This window comes from Burkholderia sp. APQ4-4ca, assembly GCF_057837105.1.
On sequence record NZ_JBYQCG010000074.1, the window covers coordinates 1 to 16,121 of the forward strand.

Here is a 16,121-nt window from a genome sequence, read left to right on the forward strand (position 1 = left end):
AAACCTGGGCGCCGAAATGAGCCCGATGTTCGGGGGTGTCCGCCGTCCTGAGCGTCGTGCCATCCATCGCAAACAGGCTCAACCCCTTGAACAGGTATTGTTTGCGGTCCTGCTCGGCCCACGCCTTGGCCGACAATTCGAACAGCGCCTTCAGTGGTTGCGCGCCCAGGCGCTGCCGGGCCTGAGCGACAGCGCTCTTGCTGACGAACGGCGCCTGCATATCCGGTAGCGCAAGATCGAGATCGTCGACAACCTCGCTGATCGATTGATGCCGATACAATGCCAGCGCAATAACCAGCCAAACCACCTGTTCAGCGGGCAAGCGGCGTTGCCGGATGCTCGCCCGTCCCGTGTAAGCCACCACCTGCTCAATCCACTCGTAGGGCAAGTGCTCGCCCAGGCGAGCCCAGTCGGGCATCTCCTGTTCTTCAGCGAGAAAATTCAGGGTGTCATCAAGCATGGCGACGCAGGTTAACAGCCTCCATCACCGTTTACAACACCCAAAACAAAAATGCCGTTCAGTTCTTAACTGAACGGCATTACGCCTTCGGCGGGCTTTTTTCATGGTCGCTCGGCAGCGTGGGCGATTCTTCGAGTGGTTCGGCTTAGCCTCGTGACGTTACGTAACATCCGGGCGTTACGACGACAGAACACGTGTCACATTGTCGCCAATCTTAAAAATTATCCTTTTAAATCAATGGGGTATCGAGCGCGTCACGCCTGGCACGCAACCTGCTTTATAGGTTTGAATCACTAGAACAGGGAGGTGGGCGTCAGCGTCCGGAGCGTGCGTCGCGTGCGCCGAACAACGGTCTCAACGCTTTCATATGCGGACGCGACAAGCGTGCGCGCAACAGATGATGATCCGCGCCAGCGTGCGGATCTCGATGGCCCCGTCGCCTATCCTCGTAGGGCGACGGTTTCGCCCGCGCTTCTCTGAAGCGCGGGCTATTTTTTTGGCGCCATCGTCATGCCCTATCGGCGGAGCCGATGCGGGCTACGGGATTCGCGTATTCTCGGACTTTTTAGGATGACGGAGGCGGGAATGGCGGAAATTGCAGTCGTGGCGCTGATCGTGGCGAAACCCGGCGCGGAGGAAAAACTGCGCACAGCGCTCGAGGGAATCGTCGAGCCGACCCGCAACGAAGCCGGTGCATTGCAGTACGACCTGCACCGGGATCTGAAGGAGCCCGCGCGGTTCGTATTCGTCGAGCGTTGGGAGAGCGAGGAGGCGTTGGCTGCTCATGCGCGTTCCGCGCATATTCTCGCTTATCGCGAAGCGGCCGCGGACTGGATCGAGCGTTCCGAAATCCGCGTGCTGTCGAAGCTCGTCTGAGCGTGAGCCGGGCGGGGCGACCGGACGTGTCCGGTCGCGGCAGCGCGTCAGTGCGACGTGCCGGGTACGTCCAGGATCAGGATGATCGTCCAGTCGGCGTCGCCGTCATGGTGATACTGGCGCTCGGCAACGATGAACGGTTGCTGCTTGCCTTGCGGGCCGAGGAACAGCACGTCGCCCTCCATCGGCAGGCACTCGATCGGCGGCAGCGCGAGGAACGCGTCCGCCGAGCCGCGGGGCATCAGTTGCTTGATCTGGCGAGTGGCGGCTTCGGTCCACTCGATGTCGAGTTGAATGTTGCTCATGCTGTCCTCCGCACCGGGGTGCGCACGGGTGGAAAATTTCGGTGCGCGACTTTAGCACAGCGCGCAGGCGCCGCAACCAAAAAAGCCGAACCCGGTTGCCCGGATTCGGCTTTTCGCTGGTGCGGTGCCGCCAGAACTTACTGGCTGGCAGCGTCTGCAGCCTTCGCCTTCTTGGCGGCCTTCTTTGCTGCTGCCTTGTGATGCGCGCCCTTCTTGCCGTGGTGATGCTCTTCCTGCGCCGCCGGCTGAGCCGCTTCGGCCGCTTGTTGCTGTTGCAGCGCTTGTGCGCGCTGCTCGATCTCGGCGATCTTGGCCGGATCGGTGATGGTTTGGATCTGCGTGCTCTCTTGCGCATACGCTGCGCCAGTCAGCGCCGACATCGCTACCAGGATAGCCAGGGACGTCTTCTTCATTGCTTTACCTCCGCTAAGTGGTGATGAACCCGAGTGTTGCCGTTTCGTCTGGCGACTGCAGTCGAGTGCGTGTCGAGTGTAACAAAAGTGACGGATCAATGTGCACCGGATCGTCGCACGACGCAAGGCCCCGTTGAAGTCGCGCAACACTTCGCGCACGTCGTCACGCGTCTGCCATCCGGGGCGGTGGCGCGATTTTCGCGCCGGTTTTCTCGGTGTCGTCAAAACCAGCCGAGCCAGCGATACACGTGGAATTGCGCGATTCCCACCAGCTCGTGCAGCGCCTGGTTGGCGTTGACCACATTGCGCCAGCGCGGCAGCCAGCCCGTCTGCGCGCGTCGGAGATTCGCATAAACGGGCTGTGGGTCGATGCCGAAACGGCGGAAATCGAGCAGGGCCCGGCGCATCTGATACGACGACGTGACGAGAATGCGCGCGTCGTCATACTGTGAGCGTAGTATAGACGCAGTGAATTTCGCGTTTTCGTAGGTCGTGCGGCTGTTCGGTTCAAGCACGAGGTCGGCGGGCGCCACGCCTTGCGCGACGAGTTGGCGCCCATAGACGGCTGCCTCCGTGTCGCCGTGATGTTGCGGGTCGCCGCCCGACATCACGACGGTGCAGCGCGCGGCTTGCTGCCGGCACGTGCGATAGAGCGTCGCGACCTTGCGGATGCGCGCAGCGCCGTCGGGCGGCGGTTGCAATCCGGTGTCGGTGCGGTGTGTGCCGGCGCCGATGAGGATCAGCGTGGTGCGCCCATGCATGTCGGGGCGCTCGACCGGCGTGACGCCGGCCTCGGTCCAGGCGATCAGCGGCGCCGCGAGCCAGCCCGTCGCGAGCAGCCAGAACAGCGCCGCGGCGGCGATCGAAATGGCTCGACGCTGCTTGCGGCAGAGCATGAAAGCGGTGAAGAGAAGTACAAATGAATCGAACAGAATCAATTTGATTGGGGTATGGTGTCTTTTTATGGACGGCTGACGATACGGCCCTGACGCGATGCCGAACAACGTCGGCCTCCAGAACCGGTGGCGGTTTCGGCGGGCGGAGACCCCGCCCGGCGCGCCGCTTCGCATTGTCGCTGCACTTTAAGAAAGAATCGAGATGGCCACGTATTCCAACGAAGCGGTGCTCGACGCATTGAGACGAGTGCAGTACCGCCAGGTACCGTGGGCACGCCGCCCGGGCGTGTTCGAGTATCTCCGGTCGCTCGGGCTGATGGACACGGTCAGGCAGAAGACCGTCGCCCCCGCACCGGGCTTTCATGCCCCGGTCGACATTGCCATACTGACCGACAGCGGTCGAGCCGAATTCTCGCGCCTCGAGCAGGCCGAGAAATTACTTTCCTGGACTGATCGCCGCATGGACGACTACGCGTTGAGCGAAGCGAGCGCCGTGGCGATTCTCGAAAGCCGCCTGTAGCGGGCTTCATCCCTCCCAACACCGCGTAGCTGCGATGCAAAAAAAAGCCCGTATCGCGAGGATACGGGCGTACCGGATACTTTTGCTGCTGCCACGCTGTGCTCATGGCAACGATGTGACTCGCCGCATGCGGCGCAGTTCCCCGATGCGGGCACTTTCTTTGGCGAAATCTCGAAACCGGCAGGACTACGGATGACGCGACATGCCCGGCGGCTGTGAGCCGATCCGCGCCCGCGCATTGCTGGCGATGTCGCCGCGCAAGTCGCCGCGCGGCACGGTTTGCCGGCTGGACGGGTTGGCGGCCGGGGGCTGGCGGAGGCTGTTGCGGTGATCCTGCTGGCGATGGGGCGGCTTCACGCGATCGTCGGCATGGGTCGGAGCGGCGAGCGCCACGGAAACGACAATGCCGCATGCAGCGAGCAGTGACATTGTTTTCATGGCGGGGCTCCCTCTCAAGCCGTCCGTGCGGCCTGTTGATATGACGCTAAGGTAAGCGTGGGAGTGCAGGCTTGCTGTAAATATTGGTAAATAGATGTTTCGCGGCGCGACAACGGTAATCGACGGCAATGCATGCGACGCAACCAGGTCGCATCGCAGAAAGACGGCGGGCGGCCGAAGCCGCCCGATCGAGCATTCGTTACGCCATCTTGACGGGCGCGCGCCAGGATTCCGGATTGGTCCAGAAGGCGCCGCGCAGCCGGTCGCGGCTCGGCGGGGCGGGCGGCTTCGCCGCGCTTGCGCCGATGCGTCCGCGCAGCGAGATTTGCCGGCCGCTCGTGCCGAGTCGTTTCACGATTTCGGCGAGCGTGCCGTCAGCCTGCCATTCGTCGAAGCGGCGGCGGCAGGTCGGCGGGGACGGATAGCGGCCCGGCAGTTTCGACCAGCCTTCACCCGTCGAAAGCACCCACAGCACGGCGTTGACCACCGACCGGGCTTCCACGCGGGGACGGCCGCGCCGCTCACTGCGCGCAGGCTCCGAGCAAAACAGACCCTCGACCAGCGCCCACTCGTTATCTCTCAAATCGTCGAACAGCATCATGTCCTCACCTCAGCGAAGCTAACTCCGGTGCGCTGCCCTGCGCCGCGCACTCTTCAAGCACTCGATCGTCGAGTGCCGGGTGGGGGCGTCCGGTTGGCCGGCAGCGGCGTTTCTGCTCTTCCGTCCGACGTAACCTGCACCCTGTGCGCAAGGTAATGCACGAAGCGTGCCATGTCGGAGGTGAATCCCTCGAGAGCCGCTTGGCAGCGAGCTAACGGCTAAGTCAGCTAGGGGCGTATAAGACGCCAAAATAACCCGTCAGCAAATCGGGACAATCACCAATCTTGTGCAATTCGCCCATGTCACGTGCGTTTGCGAATCTATTGCACCGCAGCGAAACATGGACGGCGGGGGCCGGATTCGTTCACCCGGACGGCGTCGCACATTAGAATCACGCATCGATATCGGCGATTGATGAGGTCGGGACATGAACGTTACGCTGCGCCAGCTTCGCGTGTTCATCGAGGTCGCGCGGCTCAAGAGCTTCAGTCGGGCGGGGGACGAGATCGGGCTTACGCAGTCCGCGGTCAGCCGTTGCGTGCGTGAGCTCGAGGCCGAACTCGGGTTGAAGCTGATCGACCGGACGACCCGCGACGTGCAACTGACCGACGTCGGCGGAAACCTGATCGCGAGCGTGTCGCGCCTGCTCGACGATCTCGACGACACGCTGCGCGAGATTCGCGAGATTGGCGAGCAGCGTCGCGGGCGCGTGATCGTCGCGGCAAGCCCGACGATCGCATGCAGGTTGATGCCGCGCGTGGTGGCGTCGTGCGAGCGCCAGTTCCCGTTCGTGACGCTCGGCCTGCGCGACGACGTACAGAGCGACGTGCTGCGCAAGGTGAAGTCGAGCGAAGCCGACTTCGGCGTCGTGATCGGGCCGCTGACGGTCGGCGATCTCGTCTGCGAGCCGCTGATGACCGATTCGTTCTGCCTCGTCGCGCGCGCCGACCATCCGCTCGCGGCGCGGGCCGAGGTGCCGTGGACGGCCCTGGACGGCGAGCGCCTGGTGCTGCTCGATCATGCGTCGGGCAGCCGGCCGCTGATCGATGCGGCGCTGGCCACGCATCGCGTCAACGCGACGGTCATGCAGGAGCTCGGGCATTCGGCGACCGTGTTCGGGCTGGTCGAGGCCGGTGTGGGCGTGAGCGTGCAGCCGTGGCTGTCGCTGCCGCTGCCCGCCGGCTCGACGCTCGTCGCGCGGCCGCTCACGCCGCGCACCGAACGCACCGTCGAGCTGGTGCGCCGCCGCGACCGGTCGTTGTCGCCCGCCGCGCAGGCGATCTGGGAGCTGGTGCGGCAGATGCCGGCGCGGGCCGAGGATCTCGACTGACGCGCATCGGTGTGCGCTGGTCCGGCTTGCCGGCCGGTACACTACGCGGATCGTGTTCCTCGGTGGTGGCTCTCGATGACGCATTCCGAAGGTTCTTTCCCGGCGAACGACGTGCCGGCACCGCGCGCCGCGGTGCACGCGCTGCGCCCGTCGCTGATCCGCGAGGTCGCGAACGCCGGCTTCGGCGTGCCGGACATGCTGCCGTTCTGGTTCGGCGAATCCGATCGCGTGACGCCGGCCTTCATCCGCGACGCCGCGGCGGCGGCGCTGCGCGATGGTGCGACGTTCTACACGCACAATCTCGGCACCGCGCCGCTGCGCGACGCGATCGCGGCCTACGTCGGCGCGCGTCACGGCGCGACGGCGGCCGACACGGTCGCCGTGACGAGTTCGGGCGTGAGTGCGCTGATGCTGGCCGCCCAGATGCTGGTCGGGCCGGGCGAGCGTGTCGTCGCGGTCACGCCGCTGTGGCCCAATCTCGTGGAGATTCCCAAGATTCTCGGCGCGCAGGTCGATTGCGTGCCGCTCGACTACGGCGACGCGGGCTGGCAGCTCGATGTCGGCCGGCTGCTCGCGGCGCTGACACCCGATACGCGGATGCTGCTGATCAACTCGCCGAACAACCCGACCGGCTGGACGATGTCGCGCGACGATCAGCAGGCCGTGCTCGCCCATTGCCGTCGTCACGGCATCTGGCTCGTCGCCGACGAGGTGTACGAGCGGCTTGCGTTCGACGAGGGCGGCGCGCCGTCGTTTCTCGACATCGCGTCTCGCGACGAGCGCGTCGTGGTCGTGAATTCATTCTCGAAAGCGTGGGCGATGACGGGCTGGCGGCTCGGATGGCTGATTGCGCCGGCGTCGGTGATGGGCGATTTGTCGAAGCTCGTCGAATACAACACGTCGTGTGCGCCGGGCTTCGTGCAGGCAGCGGCCGAGGTCGCGTTGCGCGACGGCGAGCCGTTCGTGCGGTCGTTCGTCACGGCGCTGCGCGATGCGCGCGACCATCTGGTCGCCGCGCTGCGGACGCTGCCGGGCGTCGAGGTGCCGCCTCCGCCGGGCGCGATGTACCTGTTCCTGCGGCTGCCGGGCGCGGCCGACAGCCTGGCGTTCTGCAAGATGCTGGTGCGCGACGCGGGGCTCGGCCTGGCGCCCGGGCGCGCGTTCGGCCCGGAGGGAGAAGGGTTCGTGCGCTGGTGTTATGCGTGCGATCCGGCGCGGCTCGACGCGGGCGTCGAGCGGCTGCGCCGGTTCCTGACGCATGGCGCGGGCGTCCGCTGAAGCGGGGACGGAGCGGGCGCGCCGGCCGGGCGGCGGCCTGTTCCGCTCATCTTTACGCACCGGGCAATTTTGCGTAATATGGCGCTCAGTCACGCGGTTCCGTCGTTGAGCCGTGCTGTTCCGTCCGGTTTGGGCCTGGCCTGAAGTTGGTTCGCCGCCCCCGGTTCGTGCTCCCATCAATATGACCGATCAGAATCGGGCGAGCGCGTCTTCCGTTCCTTTCGTCTGTTTGTTGATCCGGTTCGTTTGACCACAGGGTCTGGCCTAGCTGCATGAATACCCAAGAGGCGAAGATCGTCCTCGAGACTGCTTTGATCTGCGCGCAGGAACCGCTGAAGCTCGGCGATTTGCGCAAGCTCTTTGCCGACGGCGTGTCGGCTGACACGGTCCGCACGTTGCTCGAAGATCTGAAACAGGATTGGTCCGGTCGCGGTGTCGAACTGGTGGCGCTGGCGACCGGATGGCGCTTTCAGAGCAAGCCGGCGATGCGTCATTATCTGGATCGCCTGCATCCCGAGAAGCCGCCGAAATATTCGCGCGCGGTGCTCGAAACGCTCGCGATCATCGCGTACCGGCAGCCCGTCACGCGCGGCGACATCGAAGAGATTCGCGGCGTCACGGTCAATACGCAAGTGGTCAAGCAACTCGAGGACCGCGGCTGGATCGAGGTGATCGGTCATCGCGACGTGCCGGGGCGTCCGGCGCTGTATGCGACGACCAAGCAGTTTCTCGACGATCTCGGCCTGAAGGCGCTCGACGACCTGCCTGCGCTCGAAGAGCCGGCCGCGAACATCGAGGCCGCGCTGCTCGCGCAGCAGGCGATGGATTTCGATGGCGACATGCCGGCGGCCGACGTGCCGCAGGCGCTGGCGGATGAAGCGCCCGCCGGCGAGTCGGCCGAAGAAGGGGCCGACGTCGCGTCGACGCAGGAAATTCCGAGTCGCGATACGCTCGATGCTGATCGCGGGCAAACGGAGCAGACGGAACGGGTGGGCACCGAAGCAGTGCCGACCGATGTGCAGCCCGAGCCGCAGCGTGCGGATTGGAGCGAGGAAGATCGCAAGCCGGCCGCCGAAGCGGCTGCCGGAGACGGAGCGGAAGCGGCCGGCGACATGTCCGGCGAGGCCGATCAGGCCGACGCCTCCCGTGCCCGTCCTGCGGACGACGAGACGCTGGACGACACGTCCGACAGTCTCGCGGATGCCGTACGAAGCGCCAGTGCGCCCATCGGCGCCGACGCGCTTCCGGACGACGAAGCAGAACCCGAACAGCGTCGCGCCTGATCGCGGCCAACTTCTTGCCGCGCCCGCGCCGGGCGCGAGACCTGACATTTTGAGGTTGTTTTGACAGATATCCACGATATTGAATCGTCCGCGCCTGCCGTGCAGGCAGCGCGTGCCGACGATGCGCCGGAGCAGGATGCTTCGGCCGCGGGTGGCGACGAGCGTCCCCGCCGCGGTCTGCGGCGCGGCCCGCGTAGCCTGATCGCGCGGCGTCGCGCGGCGGCCAAGTCGAAGGGCGCCGAAGGCGAGCAGCCGGGCGCCGAGGGTGCGGAGGCGCAGCCGGCCGACGCTGCCGACGCGCAGCCGGCCCGTGCGCCGCGCAAGGAAGGCGCGGCCAAGGGCGGTCGCAAGCCGGCCGCCAAGCGCGAAGGCGCGGCCAAGGGCGGGCAGGGCGGCCAGGGCCGTCGCGGTGCGCCGAAGGCCGAAGGCGGCCCGGCGAAGGCAGCGGACGGCGATGCGTCCCAGGACGAACTGTTCGCATACGTGACGTCGCCCGCCTTCGACGCGGACAACTCCGCGGGGGGGGGCGGCGTGCGTGCGCCGATGCTGCGCCGCGGCCGCGCCCAGCCCGCGAACAAGCGCGTGCTGTCGCCGGACGACGACGCGCCGAAGCTCCACAAGGTGCTGGCGGAAGCGGGCATGGGTTCGCGCCGCGAAATGGAAGAGCTGATCGTCGCCGGCCGCGTGTCGGTGAACGGCGAGCCCGCGCACATCGGCCAGCGGATCATGCCGACCGACCAGGTGCGGATCAACGGCAAGCCGGTCAAGCGCAAGCTGCCGAACAAGCCGCCGCGCGTGCTGCTGTATCACAAGCCGACGGGCGAGATCGTCAGCCACGCGGATCCGGAAGGCCGTCCGTCGGTGTTCGACCGTCTGCCGCCGATGAAGACGGCGAAATGGCTTGCAGTGGGCCGTCTCGACTTCAATACCGAAGGTCTGTTGATGCTGACGACCTCGGGTGATCTCGCGAACCGCTTCATGCATCCGCGTTACAGCGTCGAGCGCGAGTACGCGGTGCGTGTGGTCGGCGAGCTGGCCGAAGGCATGCGGCAGAAGCTGCTGCACGGCGTCGAGCTCGACGACGGCCCGGCGAATTTCCTGCGCATCCGCGATGGCGGCGGCGAAGGCACGAACCACTGGTATCACGTCGCGCTGGCCGAGGGCCGCAACCGCGAAGTGCGCCGGATGTTCGAGGCGGTCGGCCTGATGGTGAGCCGGCTGATCCGTACGCGTCACGGCCCGATTCCGCTGCCGCGCGGCCTGAAGCGCGGCCGTTGGGAAGAGCTCGACGACGCGCAGGTGCGCAAGCTGATGGCGACCGTCGGCCTGAAGGCCCCGACCGAGGAAAAGGGCAAGCGCGGCGGCGCCGGTCCGACCGAGCGTCGCCAGCCCGATCCGATGGAGACGTCGATGGGCTTCATCAGTCGCGAGCCGGTGCTGACGACGCATGGACAACTCGACCAGCCGCGTCGCGGCGGTGGCCGACGCGGCGGGCCGGGCCTGCCGGGCCTGAGCGGCTACGGCAGCCTGCCGGTCACGCCGTCGGGTTACGGCAATCGCACGGGCGGGGGCCGTGATGGCAACCGCGCGGGCGGCGGCCGCGACGGCAACCGCGCAGGCGGCGGTCGCGATGTCGACGGCAATCGCGCGTCATATGGCGCAGGCCCGAAGCGCGATGGTGCGGGCGGCAAGCGCGGCGGCAGCAAGGGCGGCGGCAATCGCAATCCGAACGGCAATCGTGGCGAAGGCGCCGGCAACGGCGGCCCGCGCGGCGGTCAGCGTCCGCAGCGCAGTCGTACGCGCAGCCGCTGAGCGTCTATTAATTGATTGGCGTGCGGCGGCGCTACGCCGCCGATTCGTCGGCTGGCCGGCGTCCGGCCGGTCGGGGCGATCGGCGCATTGCGTTGGCGGGTTTGGCTGCATCCATGTCGCGTGCCGCGACAGCGATGATCACCGGTGCGGTAGGGTGTTACCGGTCGATCGGGCAACCCGATTTCGCATTTTCGGTCCGTAAAGGCAGCCGGCGCGCTGCTTTTACCGGCTGGCTTGGCGTTTGCGCCAAAAATCGCTATAATCGCGAAGTCGCTGGGCGTACGGATTCAATGTGCGGCTCAGGTGCGACCACCAGTAAGAAGATGGGCGTTCCGCCCATTTTTTTTTGCTGAAACGGTTTGGCATCTCGGGTAGCGCTTCCTGCGCCGGCTAAGGCGCGCGCCCGCGGGTGAATCGCGAGCGGCGGGCGCGAACACCTGAGAGGACACTGTGCAACTGACGGAACTGATAGAAACCACGGTCACCGGGCTCGGCTACGAGCTGGTGGAACTCGAGCGCACCGGGCGCGGCATGCTTTGCATCTATATCGATCAGCCTGCCGGCATCTCGCTCGAAGATTGCGAAAAGGTTACGCGTCAGCTCCAGCACGTCTTGACGGTCGAAAACATCGATTACGAACGGCTCGAAGTCTCGTCCCCGGGGCTCGACCGCCCGTTGAAGAAGCTGGCCGACTTCGAGCGCTTCGCCGGCAGCGAAGTTTCCGTGACCTTGAAAAAGCCGCTGGACGGGCGCAAGACGTACCGGGGCATTCTGCACGCGCCGAACGGCGAAACGATCGGTTTGGAATTTGAGGGGAAGAAGGGCGAGGCAGCCATGCTGGATTTCACGCTGGCCGATATCGACAAAGCCCGCCTGATTCCGCAAGTTGACTTTAGGAGCCGCAAATAATGAGTCGCGAAGTGTTGATGCTGGTGGATGCGCTGGCGCGCGAGAAAAACGTCGACAAGGATGTGGTGCTGGGCGCCCTCGAGGCTGCGCTCGCGTCCGCTTCCAAGAAGCTGTTCGACGAAGGCGCCGAAATCCGCGTCCATATCGATCGCGAAAGCGGCGAGCACGAAACCTTCCGTCGCTGGCTCGTCGTGCCCGACGAGGCAGGCTTGCAGGAGCCGGATCGCGAGATCCTGCTGTTCGAAGCACGTGAGCAGAATCCCGACGTCGAAGTCGGCGAGTATGTCGAGGAACCCGTTCCGTCGATCGAATTCGGTCGCATCGGCGCGCAGGCCGCGAAGCAGGTGATCCTGCAGAAGGTGCGCGACGCGGAGCGCGAGCAGATCCTGAACGACTACCTCGAGCGTGGCGAAAAGATCATGACGGGCACGGTGAAGCGCCTGGACAAGGGCAACTTCATCGTCGAATCGGGTCGTGTCGAGGCGCTGCTGCGCCGCGACCAGCTGATCCCGAAGGAAAACCTGCGCGTGGGCGACCGCGTGCGTGCATATATCGCGAAGGTCGACCGCACCGCGCGCGGCCCGCAAATCGAACTCTCGCGCACGGCGCCCGAGTTCCTGATGAAGCTGTTCGAGATGGAAGTGCCGGAAATCGAGCAGGGCCTGCTCGAGATCAAGGCGGCCGCCCGCGACCCGGGCGTGCGCGCGAAGATCGGCGTCATCGCGTACGACAAGCGGATCGATCCGATCGGCACCTGCGTCGGCATCCGCGGTTCCCGCGTGCAGGCCGTGCGCAACGAGCTCGGTGGCGAAAACATCGACATCGTGCTATGGTCGGAAGATCCCGCCCAGTTCGTGATCGGCGCGCTCGCGCCGGCAGCCGTCCAGTCGATCGTCGTCGATGAAGAAAAGCATTCGATGGACGTCGTCGTCGACGAGAACGAGCTGGCTGTCGCGATCGGCCGCAGCGGTCAGAACGTGCGCCTTGCCGGCGAACTGACCGGCTGGCAGATCAACATCATGACGCCGGACGAATCCGCGCTGAAGCAGGGCGAAGAGCGCGACCGGCTGCGTGCGCTGTTCATGGCGCGTCTCGACGTCGACGAAGAAGTTGCCGACATCCTGATCGACGAAGGCTTCACGAGCCTCGAAGAAATCGCGTACGTGCCGCTCAACGAAATGCTCGAAATCGAGGCGTTCGACGAGGACACCGTGCACGAACTGCGCAACCGCGCACGCGACGCGCTGTTGACGATGGCCATCGCGAACGAAGAAAAGGTCGAGAACGCAGCGCTGGATCTCAAGAGCCTCGACGGCATCACGCCGGAGCTGCTCGCGAAGCTGGCCGAACACGGCGTGCAGACGCGCGACGATCTCGCCGAACTGGCTGTAGATGAACTGGTCGACATGACCGGAATGGAAGAGGATGCCGCTAAGGCGTTGATCATGAAAGCACGTGAACATTGGTTCCAGTGAGAAATGACCATGGCGCACTGATTTGATGGCGGCCGTATGGCCTGACCCGATGCTAACCGCAAGGAATCGGTCCTTGCACTAAGAGGAATGAATGGCGAGTAACAACGTAGCCCAATTTGCCGCGGAACTGAAAATGCCTGCTGGTGTGCTGCTCGAACAGCTGCAGGCAGCGGGCGTCCAGAAAGCGAGTGAAGACGATGCGCTGTCCGAAGCGGACAAGGCGCGTCTGCTCGATCATTTGCGCAAGTCGCACGGCGCAACCGACGGCGACAAGCGCAAGATCACGCTGACCCGCAAGCATACGTCGGAGATCAAGCAATCTGACGCGACGGGCAAGGCTCGCACCATTCAGGTCGAGGTCCGCAAGAAGCGTACGTTCGTCAAGCGCGACGACGTGGCAGAAGGTGCGGAACCGGGTCAGGCGCAGGTCGCCGAAGCGGACGACGATGCAGAACTGAAGCGTCGCGAGGAAGAGGCGCGCCGCGAGGCCGAGCTGCTCGAGAAGCAGGCGCAGGAACTGCGCGAGCGCCAGGAACGCCTGGAGCGCGAGGAAGCCGAACGCCGTGCCCGCGAGGAAGCGGCCGAGGCCGAGCGCCGTCGCGCCGAGGAAGAAGCGGCGACGAAGCGTGCCGCCGCGGAAGCCGCCGCGGCCCAGCAGCAAGCGGCAGCGCAGCAGGCTGCTGCTGCCGAGCAGGAAACGGCGCCGACGCAGTCCGCGCAGGACGAAGCACGCGCGGCCGCCGAACGCGCGGCCCAGCGCGAAGCGGCGAAGAAGGCCGAGGACGCTGCCCGCGAGGCAGCCGACAAGGCGCGCGCCGAGCAGGAAGAGATCAGCAAGCGTCGCGCGGCGGCAGAAGCCGAAGCACGCGCGATCCGCGAAATGATGAACACGCCGCGCAAGGCCGTGGTCAAGGCAGTCGAGCCGCCGAAGCCGGTCGAGCCGCCGAAGCCGGCCGAAGCGAAGGGCACGCTGCACAAGCCGGCGAAGCCGGAAGGCGCACAGGCGCGTCCGGCCGTGAAGAAGCCGGCCGGTGCGGCGGCTCCGGCTACCACGCAGGCGCCGGCAGGTGCGGGTGACCGCAACAAGAAGCCGGGCGCAGGCAACGGCGGCTGGCAGGACGACGCATCGAAGCGCCGCGGCATCAAGACGCGCGGCGACTCGAGCGGCGGCGTTGACCGCGGCTGGCGCGGCGGCCCGAAGGGTCGCGGCCGTCATCAGGACAGCTCGACGTTCCAGGCGCCGACCGAACCGATCGTTCGCGAAGTGCACGTGCCGGAAACCGTGTCGGTTGCCGATCTCGCGCACAAGATGTCGATCAAGGCCTCCGAAGTCATCAAGGTGATGATGAAGATGGGCCAGATGGTCACGATCAACCAGGTGCTGGACCAGGAAACGGCGATGATCATCGTCGAGGAACTGGGCCACCGCGCGGTTGCCGCGAAGCTGGACGATCCGGAAGCGCTGCTCGTCGAAGGCGAAACCGGTACCGATGCGGAGCAATTGCCGCGTCCGCCGGTCGTCACGGTGATGGGTCACGTCGACCACGGCAAGACCTCGCTGCTCGACCACATCCGCCGCGCGAAGGTCGCAGCGGGCGAAGCGGGCGGCATTACGCAGCACATCGGCGCTTACCACGTCGAAACGCCGCGCGGCGTCATCACGTTCCTCGATACGCCGGGTCACGAAGCGTTCACGGCAATGCGTGCACGCGGTGCGAAGGCGACCGACATCGTGGTGCTGGTGGTGGCAGCCGACGACGGCGTGATGCCGCAGACGAAGGAAGCGATCGCCCACGCGAAGGCGGGTGGCGTGCCGATCGTCGTCGCGATCAACAAGATCGACAAGCCGGACGCGAACCCCGATCGCGTCAAGCAGGAGCTGGTCGCGGAAGGCGTCGTGCCGGAAGAGTACGGTGGCGATTCGCCGTTCGTGCCGGTGTCGGCCAAGACGGGTGCGGGCATCGACGATCTGCTCGAGAACGTGCTGCTGCAGGCCGAAGTGCTGGAACTGAAGGCACCGGTCGAAGCGCCGGCCAAGGGCATCGTGATCGAAGCGAAGCTCGACAAGGGTAAAGGCCCGGTCGCGACGATCCTCGTGCAGTCCGGTACGCTGAACCGCGGCGACATCGTGCTGGCGGGTACGGCCTACGGCCGCGTCCGCGCGATGCTCGACGAAAACGGCAAGCCGACGAAGGAAGCCGGCCCGTCGATCCCGGTCGAAATCCAGGGTCTGTCGGAAGTGCCGGGTGCGGGCGAGGAAGTGATCGTGCTGCCGGACGAGCGCAAGGCGCGTGAAATCGCGCTGTTCCGTCAGGGCAAGTTCCGCGACGTGAAGCTCGCGAAGCAGCAGGCCGCGAAGCTGGAAAGCATGCTCGAGCAGATGGGCGAAGGCGAAGTGCAGAACCTGCCGCTCATCATCAAGGCCGACGTGCAGGGTTCGCAGGAAGCGCTCGTGCAGTCGCTGCTCAAGTTGTCGACCGACGAAGTGCGCGTGCAGATCGTGCACAGCGCGGTGGGCGGCATCAGCGAAAACGACGTCAACCTCGCGACGGCATCGAAGGCGGTCATCATCGGCTTCAACACGCGTGCGGATGCTCAGGCACGCAAGCTGGCCGAGGCGAACGGCATCGATATCCGCTACTACAACATCATCTACGACGCAGTGGATGAGGTGAAGGCGGCGATGTCGGGCATGCTGGCGCCGGAGAAGCGCGAAGTCATCACCGGCATGGTCGAGGTGCGCCAGGTGTTCAAGGTGCCGAAGATCGGCACGGTCGCCGGCTGTATGGTGACGGACGGTATCGTCAAGCGCTCGTCCTCGGTGCGCGTGCTGCGCAACAACGTCGTGATCTTCACGGGTGAACTCGAATCGCTGAAGCGCTTCAAGGACGACGTGAAGGAAGTGAAGCAAGGCTTCGAGTGCGGTATGTCGGTGAAGAACTTCAACGACATCGTCGAAGGCGACCAGTTCGAAGTCTTCGAAGTGACCGAAGTCGCGCGTACGCTGTAATCGTCGCGCATCGGCTCATGGGCGGGGCAGGCTTGGGCCTGTCCCGCCCATTTTCATGGTGGCGTGCCGAAAACGGCCGCTGCTTCATCCTGATAAACGGATCACGGATCGATCATGTCCAGGAAACGTACTTCCCCCAATCGCAACGTTCAGATCGCCGACCAGATTCAGCGCGATCTGTCCGAACTCATCATGCGCGAGGTCAAGGATCCGCGCATCGGCATCGTGACCATCCAGAGCGTGGAACTCACGCCGGACTATGCGCACGCGAAGGTCTACTTCACGGCGCTCACCGGCGATCCTGAAAAGACGCAGGAGGCGCTGAACCATGCGTCGGGTCACCTGCACAACCTGCTGTTCAAGCGCCTGCACATCCATACGGTGCCGACGCTGCACTTCCACTACGACCAGACGATCGAGAAGGCCGTCGAAATGTCGCGCCTGATCAAGGAAGCGAACTCGACGCGCGCGAAGGACGACGACGAGGCCGACGCGCCTGCCAAGGACGACTGAGC

At 65.5% G+C, this 16,121-nt stretch carries 15 protein-coding genes and 1 pseudogene; 10 read left to right on the top strand and 6 right to left on the bottom strand.

What is annotated here, in order from left to right; genetic code table 11:
• Positions 1–460, bottom strand: a 460-nt coding sequence (locus tag AC3IFE_RS08095; RefSeq protein ID WP_489190171.1) for a transposase domain-containing protein, incomplete at its 3' end; no start/stop codon positions are given.
• Between the two features lie 585 nt (positions 461–1,045).
• Between AC3IFE_RS08095 and AC3IFE_RS08100 the strand changes: the two genes are divergently transcribed.
• Positions 1,046–1,336 (top strand): putative quinol monooxygenase, encoded by a 291-nt coding sequence (locus AC3IFE_RS08100; protein ID WP_089467938.1) that lies wholly within the window; start codon positions 1,046–1,048, stop codon positions 1,334–1,336.
• Between the two features lie 47 nt (positions 1,337–1,383).
• Here the strand turns inward: AC3IFE_RS08100 and AC3IFE_RS08105 are convergent, their stop codons facing one another.
• The 3 genes from AC3IFE_RS08105 to AC3IFE_RS08115 all read right to left on the bottom strand — a co-directional run bounded on the left by AC3IFE_RS08105 (position 1,384) and on the right by AC3IFE_RS08115 (position 2,992).
• Entirely contained in the window at positions 1,384–1,641 is a 258-nt protein-coding gene (locus tag AC3IFE_RS08105; RefSeq protein ID WP_034184019.1) for a hypothetical protein, read from the bottom strand.
• Positions 1,642–1,778: 137 nt separating this feature from the next.
• On the bottom strand, positions 1,779–2,054 hold the full coding sequence (locus AC3IFE_RS08110; RefSeq protein WP_089467292.1) for a hypothetical protein: 276 nt from the start codon (positions 2,052–2,054) through the stop codon (positions 1,779–1,781).
• A gap of 221 nt (positions 2,055–2,275) precedes the next feature.
• On the bottom strand, positions 2,276–2,992 hold the full coding sequence (locus tag AC3IFE_RS08115) for a YdcF family protein (RefSeq protein ID WP_489190182.1): 717 nt from the start codon (positions 2,990–2,992) through the stop codon (positions 2,276–2,278).
• Positions 2,993–3,152: 160 nt separating this feature from the next.
• Here AC3IFE_RS08115 and AC3IFE_RS08120 point away from each other — a divergent pair, with 160 nt between their 5' ends.
• Complete coding sequence (locus AC3IFE_RS08120) at positions 3,153–3,470, top strand: hypothetical protein (RefSeq protein ID WP_089467294.1); 318 nt, start codon at positions 3,153–3,155, stop codon at positions 3,468–3,470.
• Positions 3,471–3,656: 186 nt separating this feature from the next.
• Here the strand turns inward: AC3IFE_RS08120 and AC3IFE_RS08125 are convergent, their stop codons facing one another.
• Entirely contained in the window at positions 3,657–3,908 is a 252-nt protein-coding gene (locus tag AC3IFE_RS08125) for a hypothetical protein (RefSeq protein ID WP_089467295.1), read from the bottom strand.
• A 202-nt stretch (positions 3,909–4,110) separates the two neighbouring features.
• Positions 4,111–4,506, bottom strand: a pseudogene (locus AC3IFE_RS08130) (transposase); the annotation flags it as partial.
• A gap of 430 nt (positions 4,507–4,936) precedes the next feature.
• On the opposite strand from AC3IFE_RS08130, the gene AC3IFE_RS08135 reads away from it, so the two are divergent.
• The 8 genes from AC3IFE_RS08135 (at position 4,937) to rbfA (ending at position 16,119) form a co-directional block, all read left to right on the top strand.
• Positions 4,937–5,839 (top strand): LysR family transcriptional regulator, encoded by a 903-nt coding sequence (locus AC3IFE_RS08135; protein ID WP_301739771.1) that lies wholly within the window; start codon positions 4,937–4,939, stop codon positions 5,837–5,839.
• A gap of 75 nt (positions 5,840–5,914) precedes the next feature.
• A complete protein-coding gene (locus tag AC3IFE_RS08140) occupies positions 5,915–7,117 on the top strand; it encodes a pyridoxal phosphate-dependent aminotransferase (protein ID WP_489190173.1) in 1,203 nt (400 codons plus the stop codon).
• Positions 7,118–7,389: 272 nt separating this feature from the next.
• Positions 7,390–8,400 (top strand): SMC-Scp complex subunit ScpB, encoded by a 1,011-nt coding sequence (scpB, locus tag AC3IFE_RS08145; protein WP_489190174.1) that lies wholly within the window; start codon positions 7,390–7,392, stop codon positions 8,398–8,400.
• A gap of 60 nt (positions 8,401–8,460) precedes the next feature.
• Positions 8,461–10,212 carry a 23S rRNA pseudouridine(2605) synthase RluB gene (gene rluB, locus AC3IFE_RS08150; protein ID WP_489190175.1) on the top strand — a complete coding sequence of 584 codons (1,752 nt, stop codon included), beginning with the start codon at positions 8,461–8,463 and terminating at the stop codon, positions 10,210–10,212.
• A 450-nt stretch (positions 10,213–10,662) separates the two neighbouring features.
• Positions 10,663–11,121 carry a ribosome maturation factor RimP gene (gene rimP / locus AC3IFE_RS08155; protein ID WP_006476167.1) on the top strand — a complete coding sequence of 153 codons (459 nt, stop codon included), beginning with the start codon at positions 10,663–10,665 and terminating at the stop codon, positions 11,119–11,121.
• The gene (gene nusA, locus AC3IFE_RS08160; protein WP_059499058.1) at positions 11,121–12,596 is read left to right on the top strand and encodes a transcription termination factor NusA; all 1,476 of its coding nucleotides are present in this window, start codon (positions 11,121–11,123) and stop codon (positions 12,594–12,596) included. The genes rimP and nusA overlap by 1 nt, the downstream gene beginning before the upstream one ends.
• Positions 12,597–12,687: 91 nt before the next feature.
• Positions 12,688–15,606, top strand: coding sequence for a translation initiation factor IF-2 (gene infB / locus AC3IFE_RS08165; RefSeq protein ID WP_489190176.1), 2,919 nt, complete (start codon positions 12,688–12,690; stop codon positions 15,604–15,606).
• A 114-nt stretch (positions 15,607–15,720) separates the two neighbouring features.
• Positions 15,721–16,119: a 30S ribosome-binding factor RbfA gene (gene rbfA / locus AC3IFE_RS08170; protein ID WP_034190142.1), complete on the top strand. Its 399-nt coding sequence runs from the start codon at positions 15,721–15,723 to the stop codon at positions 16,117–16,119.
• Positions 16,120–16,121: the final 2 nt, after the last annotated feature.